10 protein-coding genes are annotated in these 12724 nt (G+C 40.6%); 4 read left to right on the top strand and 6 right to left on the bottom strand.

Annotation, left to right across the window (positions count from 1 at the left end; translation table 11 throughout):
* Positions 1-40: 40 nt before the first annotated feature.
* Entirely contained in the window at positions 41-1504 is a 1464-nt protein-coding gene (locus LH29_RS17350; RefSeq protein WP_045032232.1) for an aminoacyl-histidine dipeptidase, read from the bottom strand.
* Between the two features lie 212 nt (positions 1505-1716).
* On the opposite strand from LH29_RS17350, the gene LH29_RS17345 reads away from it, so the two are divergent.
* On the top strand, positions 1717-3246 hold the full coding sequence (locus LH29_RS17345; RefSeq protein WP_045032231.1) for a peptide MFS transporter: 1530 nt from the start codon (positions 1717-1719) through the stop codon (positions 3244-3246).
* 555 nt (positions 3247-3801) lie between these two features.
* Here LH29_RS17345 and LH29_RS17340 read toward each other — a convergent pair.
* Positions 3802-4905 carry a DUF4831 family protein gene (locus LH29_RS17340; protein ID WP_045032228.1) on the bottom strand — a complete coding sequence of 368 codons (1104 nt, stop codon included), beginning with the start codon at positions 4903-4905 and terminating at the stop codon, positions 3802-3804.
* 121 nt (positions 4906-5026) lie between these two features.
* Here LH29_RS17340 and aat point away from each other — a divergent pair, with 121 nt between their 5' ends.
* Positions 5027-5695 (top strand): leucyl/phenylalanyl-tRNA--protein transferase, encoded by a 669-nt coding sequence (gene aat / locus LH29_RS17335; protein WP_045032227.1) that lies wholly within the window; start codon positions 5027-5029, stop codon positions 5693-5695.
* Positions 5696-5739: 44 nt separating this feature from the next.
* Here aat and LH29_RS17330 read toward each other — a convergent pair whose 3' ends face one another.
* Positions 5740-6393, bottom strand: coding sequence for a hypothetical protein (locus tag LH29_RS17330; RefSeq protein ID WP_157493745.1), 654 nt, complete (start codon positions 6391-6393; stop codon positions 5740-5742).
* A 104-nt stretch (positions 6394-6497) separates the two neighbouring features.
* Here LH29_RS17330 and LH29_RS25035 point away from each other — a divergent pair, with 104 nt between their 5' ends.
* Complete coding sequence (locus tag LH29_RS25035) at positions 6498-6620, top strand: hypothetical protein (RefSeq protein ID WP_262485566.1); 123 nt, start codon at positions 6498-6500, stop codon at positions 6618-6620.
* Between the two features lie 120 nt (positions 6621-6740).
* On the opposite strand, the gene LH29_RS24955 is transcribed toward LH29_RS25035, so the two are convergent.
* The 3 genes from LH29_RS24955 to LH29_RS17315 form a co-directional block, all read right to left on the bottom strand.
* Positions 6741-7568 (bottom strand): nuclear transport factor 2 family protein, encoded by an 828-nt coding sequence (locus LH29_RS24955; protein WP_082063815.1) that lies wholly within the window; start codon positions 7566-7568, stop codon positions 6741-6743.
* Between the two features lie 544 nt (positions 7569-8112).
* Complete coding sequence (locus LH29_RS17320; protein ID WP_045032225.1) at positions 8113-10773, bottom strand: T9SS type B sorting domain-containing protein; 2661 nt, start codon at positions 10771-10773, stop codon at positions 8113-8115.
* 2 nt (positions 10774-10775) lie between these two features.
* A complete protein-coding gene (locus tag LH29_RS17315) occupies positions 10776-11141 on the bottom strand; it encodes a BlaI/MecI/CopY family transcriptional regulator (RefSeq protein ID WP_045032224.1) in 366 nt (121 codons plus the stop codon).
* A gap of 473 nt (positions 11142-11614) precedes the next feature.
* On the opposite strand from LH29_RS17315, the gene LH29_RS17310 reads away from it, so the two are divergent.
* Positions 11615-12718, top strand: a complete 1104-nt coding sequence (locus LH29_RS17310; protein ID WP_045032222.1) for a glycoside hydrolase family 43 protein — start codon at positions 11615-11617, stop codon at positions 12716-12718.
* Positions 12719-12724: the final 6 nt, after the last annotated feature.

Below are 12724 nucleotides of genomic sequence, written 5' to 3'. Positions count from 1 at the left end.
CTTTGAGTCATACTATCACTATTGTTAATTATCGGAAATTCTATTTTTCAGGAATAGCTTCCAGTGTGGCCACCAAAAACTCCCAGAATTTCTTAACTGTTTCAATATTTACTTTTTCATCCGGTGAGTGCGGGAAACGAATGGTTGGTCCAAACGAGATCATATCCCAGTGCGGGTAGTTTTGTGCCAGAATACCACACTCCAAACCTGCGTGAATTCCCATAATTTTGGGTACCCTGCCCCATTTTTCGTTATACACGTTTTGCATGGTTTTTAAAATCGGCGATTCCATGTTTGGTTTCCATCCCGGATAAGCGCCCGACAAAGTTACCTCGGCGCCAGCCAGTTCAAAAACAGCTTTTAAACGCGTTCCCAGTTCATCTTTAGCCGAATCCACCGAGCTACGCATCAAACAACCACCATTAATGGTTTTGCTTTTTGCGTCCGATTTCAGAATGGCCAGGTTGGTAGAAGTTTCCACCAGCCCTTTCATGCTGTCGCTCATCCGGATAACACCATTTGGGCAGGCAACAACAGCTTTTGTTACGTTTTTCTGAGTAGCTGCATCGATCAAAGTTTCCGGCATTTCGGTTTGTTCAACAGCAATATCAATATCAGGTTCGGTAGCAGCAAGTTCAGCTTTTACGTCATCGGCAATTTCATCAACCAAAGCAATAAATTCGGCCACTTTTGCCTCTTCAACCACAACTACACCAAAGGCTTCGCGCGGTATGGCATTTCTTAAACTTCCGCCATCGATACTGGCCAAACGAACACCCAATTCTTCGGCTGCATTTATAATCCGGAAAAATGTTTTTATCGAATTTCCGCGGCCCAGAATAATATCCATTCCCGAGTGGCCACCTTTCAAACCGGTTACGCTTAATTGCAAAGCCACAAAACCAAGCGGAACTTCTTCTTCAGTATAATTGAAAGTAATATTTACATCCTCACCACCGGCACAACCTACGTACAATTCACCTTCGTCTTCCGAGTCGGTATTAATCAGGATTTCAGCATCGAGCATACCGGCTTTTAATCCGTTTGCCCCGTCCATTCCGGTTTCTTCGGTAGCGGTAAGCAACACTTCAATGGGCCCGTGCTTTAAGGTTTTCGAGGCCAAAACAGCCATTGCAGCCGCCGAGCCTATACCATTATCGGCACCCAGTGTTGTTCCGTTGGCTGTTACCCAATCGCCATCAACGAAAGCCTCTATCGGATCGTTTTGAAAATCGTGAACTTTATCGCTGTTCTTTTGCGGAACCATATCGAGGTGCCCTTGCAGAACCACCGTTTTGCGGTTTTCCATACCCGGTGTTGCCGGCTTTTTTATAATTACGTTTCCGGCATCGTCTTTAATGGTTTCCAATCCCAGTTTTTCACCAAAACTTACTGCCCAATTCTGAATCTGCTCTTCATGGTTTGAAGGACGTGGAATTTGGGTCATTTCAGAAAAGATCTCCCACACATTTTGTGGCTCGAGATTTTTAATTTCTACACTCATAATAATGCGTTTTTTACTTCAGGTTAAATACCTGCAATTTTATCGAACAAAGTAAGCAACAAATGAAAAAACATTTTGTGCATTTTCGGCTTAAAAGTTTTTAAAACAGTATAAAATTAGGCAGAAGAACAGAAAAGCTGATATGTTTCACGGAAATCTTTGAAGATAATTGATATTTTAGCGAGCTTTAGAAAATAAAAGATAAAGATATTATGAGTAGAGATGCAAATAAAGCCTTCTTTGGTCACCCAATCGGGCTTTCAACACTTTTTGCCAGTGAAATGTGGGAACGCTTTAGTTACTATGGAATGCGGGCCTTATTGGTTCTTTTCCTTACGGCAACTTTTGCTTCGGGCGGATTTGAAATGGCAGAACTCGATGCCTTTACCATTTATGGTATTTTCACCGGTTTAGTTTATGTTACCCCGATTTTGGGTGGAATGCTGGCCGACAAAGTGCTGGGGCAGCGAAAATCGATTTACATTGGAGGTTTAACCATGGCCGTTGGACAATTCCTGTTGGCCGGAAGTGCGTGGTTATACGGTTCTGATGCAAGTATCGAATTCCGTCAAACCATTTTTTACGCCGGATTGGGAATTCTGATTCTGGGTAATGGTTTCTTTAAACCCAACATTTCTACCATGGTGGGCGAATTGTACGACAATAACGACCCACGCAAAGACGGTGGTTTTACCATCTTCTACATGGGTATCAACCTGGGTGCATTTATCTCTCCTCTAATAACAGGTAAACTTGGTGAGCAGGTAGCCTGGCAATATGGTTTTCTGGCTGCAGGAATCGGAATGGTTTTAGGTACTGTTTGGTTCTTTGTTCGGAGTCACACACTTGGGCACATTGGAATGCCTCCAAAGGTAAAAGCTGAAAGAGTACGTCTGATTCTGAAAGACTGGTTCGGGATATTACTTTTCGCCGTTGGTATTGTTGCAGTAGTGTTTGCTGTAATCGTTGGCTGGGGTGCAATGCCTGAAACCGTTTCGAAAACAATCATTTACATTGTTGGAATTGGTGCTGTAATTGTACTTGCCACAAGTATTTTTAGAGGAACAAGCGGTAAAGCCGAATGGTCGCGAATAGGAGTTATTCTTGTTCTGGCCCTTTTTAACATCTTATTCTGGGGTGGTTTTGAGCAGGCAGGTACAACCTTTAACGTTTTTGCCCGCGATAATACACAACGAATGATCGGCAACTGGGAAATTCCGGCCAGCTGGTTTCAAAGTATTAACGCTATCTGGATTGTTACATGCGCGCCGCTATTCAGCATTTTATGGTTGAAGCTGGATAAACTAAAAATAAACCCTAATACGCCAATGAAATTTGCCTGGGGTTTAATTATGCTTTCGCTGGGCTTTGTGATCATGGCAATTGCTTACAGCAGATCTACAGGAGGCGAAACACTTCGTTTGGTTAGCCCATTGTGGTTGATCGTGGTATTCCTGTTCCATACATTTGGTGAACTTTGCCTCTCGCCAATTGGCCTTTCGATGGTAACCAAATTATCGCCACCAAAACTGGTTTCTACCATGATGGGAATTTGGTTTGGTTCGATTGCCGCCGGTAACTTTGTGGCTTCGCAAATGAAAGCTATCTCAATAAAACTTGAGAGTGCCCTGGGAACTGAAATTCAGGTTTTCTGGTTAATCGCTATCCAGTCGGCTATTTTTGCGCTTATTGCAATTGCCCTTTCTCCGGTATTGAAAAAGATGATGCACGGAATAAAATAGGAAATAAACTATTTGAGAAAATATTTAAAGTATCCGGCTTTTTTAAGTCGGGTATTTTTTTTGCCTAAATATTGGTTAAGGGGTCTAAAAAAGAGATCACCTGTAAACTCAGGTGGATTAATATTTTAACTTTCTACAGATATGCGGCGCAGGGAGGTTCCGCTTTTCAATCAACTTTTATACTTGCGCCTTTTTATACTACATCATATATTTTCCTTGGGCGACGCAATAGCCATTTGGCAATTAGCTTTGCCCAAGGCTGAATTAAACAGCACTTTCAGCGCTGAAAGTTAAATTTACGAAAAGCACAGAGCGCTGAAAGTGCGATTTACTCTAGCCCGGGGCATACAATTCCGAATAGCATTCGGAAGAGTTTCGCCCCGGGTTAAAAGCAGGGAACACCAAAGGCGCAACCATAAAGCTTTTTGAAACGGAATGATCGTTTGTGCCGCAATTCTCAAGCGTCGATAGAATAATCCTCCACCCCAAATTCAATGTGATCCACAAAAAAAGCCCGGCTAAACCAGGCTTTCTAATCATATATTTTTTGCGATTCTATTTCAATTGAACGGATTTAATAGCTCCTGTTTCAGGGTGAAATTCGATGGAGTAATCCCCGCCCAGTAATTCTTCAGGAACCGGAGCAATACTTCCAAACTGTGCAATGGTAGCACGCGCCGAAGCCAGGCTGTTCAGCTCGTAAATAACTTTTATATTCGCCACTCCCGGCATTCGGTAGTAAACACCATCGTAACCGGCATCGGGGTTATCCGAAGCAGCCTCTGCCTGGTATTTTGCCAGTAAACCGGCTACCTGTTCAAACTCAACCATTACTGGTTTCCCTGAGAGATCGCTGGCCGGAACAACACCATTTTCATCCGAAATACGGAAAATCACCGCATTCTTTTCATTGGCTTCCGGCATATAATCAAAACTAAAGGTTTCAGTTTTATACGTGGTTCGGCCCACAAACAGTTTAATGTAATTCTGCTCGGTACGTTTTAGCTCTGCCAGACTCACCTCGTAGGCTTTCCCATCCGGGTACTCGCCATCGATACGAAGAGCTGCCAGATCGTATTGGTTCATCCGGCAATCGAGCACGCGCTGGGCCGCTTCGGCCGCTTTTTGCTCCATGCCTACAGCTGTTGGCCTGAAGTTATTGGTAGAGTCACCGGGGATTAAAAATGGTGTATCCGAGAAATAATCAAAGGAAAAACCATCGTCGAGATCCGGTTTCTGAAATGTTTTGTTTGATTGAACCTGCAACGACATTGTTGCTGTTCCGGCTGAATTTATTCCGGCCAGACAACCGTTGGGCGCCAGACTAATGGTTGCAGCAATATCGCCCATCGCTTTGTAAACCTGCTGTGGATCGGGCTCCGAAAAAGTTTCGATTTTAACAGCCGACACCATCCATTTTACCGATGCTCTGTTACGGGCATCTTTTATACCCAGTAACTGTTGTGCATAAGCAGCATATGGTCCTGGTTCAAATTTCTCGCGAATGGCTTCAACGTGTACTTTAATTCCTGTACGTGGCAAAGCGTAAGCAATCCCCTCAACATAGGCGGGAGCGATTCCTTCGTCTTCTTTCTTTTTGCGCTGTCCAAAGGTTGGGATGACCAACATTACAGCAATTATCAATGCTAAATACCTCATTGTTCAAATTGTTTTTGGTAAAACCCAAAAGTATTAAAATTATTTTGTGTTATAAATTCATTTTTGGTTCTCGTTCCGCCAATCGTATTAAAATGTTTCATCGCGTGTTATATTTGCAAACATGATACAATTTCCCGATCCGAACCAGGCCGACGACGATGGATTGCTGGCACAAGGCGGCGAGCTCACTCCCGAGTTTTTGCTGTCGGCGTACTGCCAGGGTGTATTCCCGTGGTTTTGCGAGGGCGAACCTATTTTGTGGTGGTCGCCTAACCCGCGAATGGTGTTACTGCCGGAGGATTTTAAACTAAAGAAAAGTTTACGGCAAGTGATCAACAAAGGGATTTTTGAACTTCGTATCGACACCGCTTTCCGCGAAGTAATTACTGCATGCAGTAAAACCAAACGTAGCCACGAAGATGAAACCTGGATTACCAACGACATTATCGACGGTTATGTACAACTGCATAAACTGGGATACGCCCACTCGTTCGAAACCTGGCTTGAAGGGAAGCTGGTTGGCGGATTGTACGGACTTTCGCTGGGAAATTGTTTTTTTGGCGAATCGATGTTTTTTACCAAAACCGACGCCAGTAAATTTGCCTTTTACCACCTGGTGCAGTTTGCCCTGAAAAACAACTTTGCGTTTATCGATGCCCAGCAACCAACCGACCACCTGGCCAGTTTGGGAGCCCAACCTATTCCGCGAAAAGACTTTTTGGAGATGCTGGAGAAAGCATTGCAGCGTGATACTTTGCAGGGGAAATGGACAACAAAAACAGAGTGCTGATAACGCGAATTTTGATTGATAGGTTAATGTAAAAATTGTTATTATTAATCATCCTCCAGACTCTCTGGCATTGGAGGAAATTGGAAATCCTTTTCTGAAATAACAGTATCGATACTTATGGCTTCGTAAACATTACAATACCCTTCGTTTCTAGGGACAAGTTGCCTTTTAAGCACTAATTTCCCGTCGTTACTAATAAAATTGAAGAACGAACCGTAGTTTTTTACGGGAATATCATCTGCAACCCAAAAATATACAGTTGTTGTAGGTCCCAACTGATATTCTAATTTTGTGCAGGTATAACCTAATATTTCTTCTTTCCTCCTGAACTTCCGAATAAACTGATAGTAAAATACATTGGGCAGTCTATCATAATTAAGCAAGAACGAATCAACAGGATTATACAGATAGGAATCTTCTCCTTCCTTCAAGTAATATTGCGAAATAGAACCGTAAATATCAACTTTTTTTGCAAGCAAAGTATCTGCTTTTACGGCAAAATCTATTAAAGAATCTTGTGTAAACACAAAGCCTTGGGCTTCATCTTTGTAACCATTAGGGTAAGAATACCTGTAAACCACTTTTCCTTCAAATTCGTTTTGGGCGAATGCATTTGGTTGAAGGGAAAAACATAAGACACAAAACAAATAGAAGTGTTTTACTCTTAGTTCTGTGTGAAAAAATCGTCTATATCTCATTTATACCGCGTTTAAACTTATCATAAATTTAATAATTTTTAAATAATTAATAGTTTATCCAAAAATCACAATTTAGCGACTTGAGTTCTCTGCATAAAAAAAGGATGTTGAAAAAACACTTGCCCAAACCTATTCCGCGAAAAGACTTTCTGAAGATGCTTGAAAAAGCATCGCAGATGGATACTTTACAGGGGAAATGGACGGATAAAATTAACCGCGGATTATAAAACCACGGTATCTCAAAAAATCGCACACATATTTTGCGGATGCCAACACACCCGGCCAAAGCAGGACGCTTATGCTTTAATAAATATTAGGAGCCATGGGGTTCCTGCCTTCTTTTCAGTCTATTCGCTCTCTAATAATTTTGTGAACGATAGTGAGGCTAATTTCCAATCTCCATTTTCTTGTTTGTAAACTTCAGTCACCATAAAAGGATTTGTGACTTCATTTCCTCCAACTTCAGCTAACAAGCTTATCCTGTTTAAGAGTATTGCAGTATTTTCGATTACATTTACTGAGACCTCATGAATATCTGCTTTTTTGTAATGAATTCCGCCACTTCTGATGATTTCAATCTCTCGGTCTTTTCCCCAACTTCCCCCCATGTGAACGAACACTGAATTTTCATGAAATAAGTTTTCCAGTTTGTCTGTATTTTTATCTGCCATCCATTGCCATTTCGCTTTTGAAAGTTCTTTAATTATTTGTTCCGGATTCGCATTTGGTGCAATCTGATGGGTATCCCGAACGCTGCTAAATGTCAGGTCCAATAATTTCCAGCTATTCCCTTCTTTTTTATAGATTTCAGTAACCGTAAATTCATTTGACACATCTTCTCCTCTAACATGTGCCATTAAAGTTATTCGGTTCCAAAGAACTGCCGTGTTATCAAAAACTTCTACCACAACATCATGAACATCTGCCTGCTTGTACCAAATACTACCGGTTTCTATAATTTCGAGTTCCCAGTCTTTGTTCCATGTGCCGCTCATGTGTACAAATTTTGATTTGTTGTGGAAAAGTGTTTCCAATTTATCCACATTTTTATCTGCCATCCATTGCCACTTCGCTTTTGAGAGTTCTTTAATTTCCTGCTCTGTTGTTGATTCCTGAGCAAAGGATAAGTTTACACTCATCAAAATCATGGTGAGACCAATTATTAGCTTTTTCATTTTTCTGGTTATTAATTGTAATAAATTTTGCTTTCAGATTGTAATAACATACCCCCTCTACTACGTGACGCAGCCCTTATTAGTTGCCAAACTTCCAAAGTGCTGATATAACTTCGTTTGGTAGTTAAAAACAAGCCATATCATCGTTTTGTTTTTAATTCTCCGCAATACTAAAAAGTACACAATCGATATATCATACTGTTCCGAAAGGGTAATTTGTACCAGACCATACTTCAACTTACTTGATGTAATTAAACACTCAAGATAATTCTCTAAAAAATGCCACCTGCTTATAAAACAGGTGGCATTTTTTAGAATCCTCTCACATAAGGTTGTAGCTTGTTATCTAAATCTGTTAACCAAAAGAGGCTTTTTTATTGAATTCTTGTAGTATCAACAGCTCTCAGAAATGTTCCGTGATAGTTAGTTTTGCGGAACCACGACTCGTACAAACGATGGTTTTATGAAAACAAAAATCCCGGTTATGAGGGCTTTTTAAACCTATTATAATCTCGAAGTTTATGTGCAACCTACTTAACATCTATTACTTTGGTGGTGAAGGCAAAATGCTGTAAGCAATATCATCAAATCTTCCCTTTTTCATAATTTCTTTAAGACGAATAATATGCGAATCGACAGTTCCTTCTTCAATATTTACTTTGGCTCGCATCTTATAACCTTCAACATCATTTTTATTTGAAATCCTTCTGTGTTGCACCTCCATTGCAATTATCCTCTGTTCAAATTCTTCAAATGAGTATTCTTTTCCTCCCAAATTTATTGTACCATCCTTTTTCAGTGTTATTGGCTTGAGAGGTGGAGGTGGTGGCGGAGTCACATCTTTTCGAATTATTTCGAGATCATCCACATTCTGCAACTCAGCATATATCTGCTCAGTTCTTTCGTTAGAAACGGTTGAATAAACAACCAGTTCCACTCTTCGCTGTGTACCGTCGTTTGGCAACAGGTTTTCCAAAACATTTTTCAAATCCGCAAGTTCACAACTTTCCCTGTTAACACTTAGCCATTTTTCGTGAAAGCGAATGGATGGGATGGGGTATTGAGGATTATCGGGGACTATTCCCAAGACGTGTGGTGGTGGCATTTTTGCTAACAGTAAAGTTCCATTTTTTACTTCTCCATTTCCCAGCTCAAGCTTATAATTGTATTTCCCTGCCGACAATTTATCGTTTTCAGAAGAACCGTCCCACCATTCTTTTCCTTTCCCCCAGATATCCGTGTTCCCATAATTCTTTTTTTCAAACACTTTTTGGCCCTCGTTATTAAATATCACCAGCTTCGCATCCTGATATTGAGGATATATGCCTTTTATTTCAAAGAAATCGTGAATGCCATCGCCGTCTGGAGAAAAACCTTCAGGAATGAACAACTCCGAGTTCTGATCCACCCTTGCTTTAAGTTTATCCATTTCCAAACCGGGTTTGTTCAACTCCTCAGGGAATACATGATGAATTTGCTCTACATGCATACTTTGTTTCCAAAGCATGTAATTAATCTTACTTATCTCTTTTGAACAAATTTGCTGCGTTTCTGAACCATGCTCGAAAGTTGCGTTTACTCGATAATAATGATTCGTTCTTTCTTCTTTACTAATCGCCTCCAACTCCTGCTTCCATACCTTCAAATCGTGTTCAAATTCGTCCAGATTTTCGTAGGTTTTACTGCCGAAAACAATCGTACCATCGTAGCGCACCAACAATTCCATTGGTTTTGGTTCGGGCGAAGGTTTACCGTCAAAGGGCAACCAGGTACTTGAGCGGGGATTTTTTGGTGTTTCGTACGAAAATCGGATTGGAATAATCTCGTTTACTGTTTTCTGATTCTCTTCATCCAGATCGAGATATTTCTTTCCAAACAAAATAAACGCTTTTGCTTCCCGGGCTTGGAGGTAAGCCTCTCCTATTTGCCGCAAGGTAAAGTTTATCGCTTCTCTCGACGATTCAATATCGTTACGATACGAGATCCAGCCTTCTGAAACTTTTACTGTTCCTATACCCGGAATTTCGCTTTCAATAAAATCAGGACCTTTGTTCCCATCCGGATTTTTCCCGCGCAGATAATCTTCTACAATCTGCTTAATATTTTTATCTCCGGGATATTGATTTTCTATCAGATACTCATCTTTGGCATTCATTAATATCACCAAAACATTATTGGCTTGTCGAGGTGCGTTTTTGTCTTTAAAATCGGGTTGGTAAATTCCATCGCCAATTTTATCGATGTTCCATTTTTCGAGCCATTGCTCCGCCTTATTTTCCGTGTAGCGTACCGGAATAAAATCTGCTGATTTTGTAATCAAATCGGGTCGTGCAAATGCTTGTAGAAGCACTATTATTAAGGGCACAAAGAGAATCACCTTCACCATGCCCCATTTCTGACGTTTTGTTTTTGTCATCATTTTTAATCTTTTTACAATGGGTTTTTGAGTAAAATGGTTTGCCATGGCAAAACGTCTTTCGCCAACGGCCTTCTCCAATACCAGCAACTGGTATTTTTGTGCATCGATGCCTGTATTCAATACGGCCTCATCGGCCTGGTATTCGTGTACTAATTTTAAATCGCGGCGTAAAAGCCACATAAACGGATTAAAAAAATGCAATACCGTAAACAGCTCGCAAAACAGCAAATCTACGGCATGTTTATGCCTGATGTGCGCATATTCGTGTGCCACAACAATAGCCTTGTTCTCGTGAAAATCCTTCTCCGAAAGGACAACTTTATTCAGAAATGTAAAGGGTTGTACAAAGTCCTTCACAACTGCCAGAATTATTTCGCGGAAACGGTGCTTTTCGGCACTTTTTATGATTGTGGAAACGCGATAAATTCCAAATATAAGTCGAAATAAAAGCAGTGAAATGATTGCCGTATAAAATATCGCCCAATAGTTAATTGGAGGAATATTTTCATGAACCGGAGTTTGTATACTAACTGAAGAATCCAGTGATTGTGTTACAAATGGAGCTGAAACAATTTCCCTGGCAATACCGGCTGAAGCCATTTCAATTTCCTTATAAAAGAGCTGGACAGTCAGGAATGGAATGCTTGCCGACAGCACCATAATAGAAAGCAAAAGAAAGCGGGTTAAACGATGATTATTATCGTTTCTGACGGTTAATCGGAATAAACAATAAAGCAGAGCCAGACTAACTGACGATTTTATAAGGTAGGCAAAAAAGGGTGTCATCTTTATTCGTTTTTGCTGTTTTCAATCTCCGAAATCAACTTCCGCAAATCCTCAACAGAAAGGTTTTCTTCTTCAACCAGGGCAGATACAACACTCTTGTACGAATTATTAAAATACTTTTTCACCACGTTTCCTAACGACTGTTTGCTGTAATCTTCCTTTGATACTGCAGCAAAATAGCGATAGGTATTTCCAAATTTCTCATGCGCAATAAATCCTTTCTCCTCCATTGCCCTAACCATGGTTGAAAGGGTGTTGTAGTGCAGTTTCTGATCGGAATATAATTCCTTCAGCTCTTTCACAAACATGGGGCCTTTCTCCCAAAACAAACTAAGGATCTCTTCTTCTTTCGGCGTAAGTTTTTTCATGGTTCAAACTTTTAAATTTAAAGCGATTTGTAATCTCAGAGGGAGAATACAAAACAAATATAACTATATTTTTTAGTCCCTCTACTATTATTTATAGTTTTTCAACTATTTTCTTTAGTTTCGATATGAAAAACGTCCGTTATAAAGCAGAAGTTAAACAAAGAAATAGTGCAATTATCGGAAGAAAAACAAACACTAATAATCTTCTGGTTAATCATGATTCGTATTAATATCCTATGATTTCATGGCGATTAACAACTCCAACCTTTATTACTATTTTGAAGGAATTAAACTTATAATAATTGAGGTAGTCAATAATTGATAACATTGAAAAAAAATGATTAGATATAATAAAGCTATCCCCTCTGTTTCAACCTGAATTACTTCTGCTTAAACACAAAAAGATAAATAGTATATTAGTCACTCGATAAAAAAACGTACCGAATAATAACCCGGATTTAAAATCACTTTTTATGAAAAAACTTATTACCTCACTATTGCTATTAGCTTTTATTGCAGGGGCTGCCGTGCAGGCACAAACACCCGACGTGCCAACCAACAAAGCCAAAGGAATTGAAATTGTAGACGAACTACAAAAACCGGCTTCAGCCCAAAATTTTAACACAAAAGACCTGGCGGCCTATTTGTTGGTTTATTTTAAAGACCAGACACAAAGCGCCTACATGGCTGTTAGCAGCGATGGCTATACTTTTACCGACCTGAACAATGGCGAGCCGATTTTTGATGGTACAAAACTGGCCGAACAAAAAGGCGTTCGCGACCCACACATTACCCGTGGCCCAGATGGCGCCTTTTACCTGGCCATGACCGACCTGCATATTTTCGGACAGCGCGCAGGCCATCGCGACACCCAATGGCAACGCCCCGAAGAAAAATACGGATGGGGAAATAACCGCGCCATTGTACTGATGAAATCCTACGACCTGATCCATTGGACACATTCCGATTTTCGGGTTGATAAAGCTTTCCCCGAACTGGGCGATATCGACTGCTCGTGGGCACCGCAAACCATTTACGATACTAAAGAGAAAAAAATGATGGTGTATTTTACCATCCGCTACAACAATGCCAATGCAAACATGTACTATTCGTATACCAACGAGGAATTTACCAGCCTTGAAACCACTCCAAAAATGATTACCGAGTTAGGAGGAATAGACGGCGACATTACAAAACTTGGCGATACCTACCACATGCATTATGTTTCGGGAGCAAAGATTTTACACGCTGTTTCGGATAAAATAAATAAAGACTATGTTACGGAAACAAGGCGCATCGATCCAGAAAGCAAACCTACCGAAGCTCCCAATGTTTTCAGGCGTTTGGGCACCGATACTTATGTGCTGATGTATGATGTGTATGGCGGGCGCCCCAACAACATGGGGTTTAGCGAAACCAGTGATTTTATTTCATACAAAAACATTGGGCATTTTAACGAGGGCGAAATGAAAACCATTGGTTTCGAACGGCCGAAACACGGTGCGGTTACCTATCTTACCGGCGACGAATTAAAGGCGATTACTGAATATTGGGGTGTAGATGTTAATACGAAATAAGCGAGA

Source organism: Draconibacterium sediminis, assembly GCF_000949475.1.
In the GTDB taxonomy this organism is placed as follows: domain Bacteria; phylum Bacteroidota; class Bacteroidia; order Bacteroidales; family Prolixibacteraceae; genus Draconibacterium; species Draconibacterium sediminis.
The sequence above is the reverse complement of the archived record's forward strand: the minus strand, read 5'-3'. Positions and strand labels throughout refer to the sequence as shown.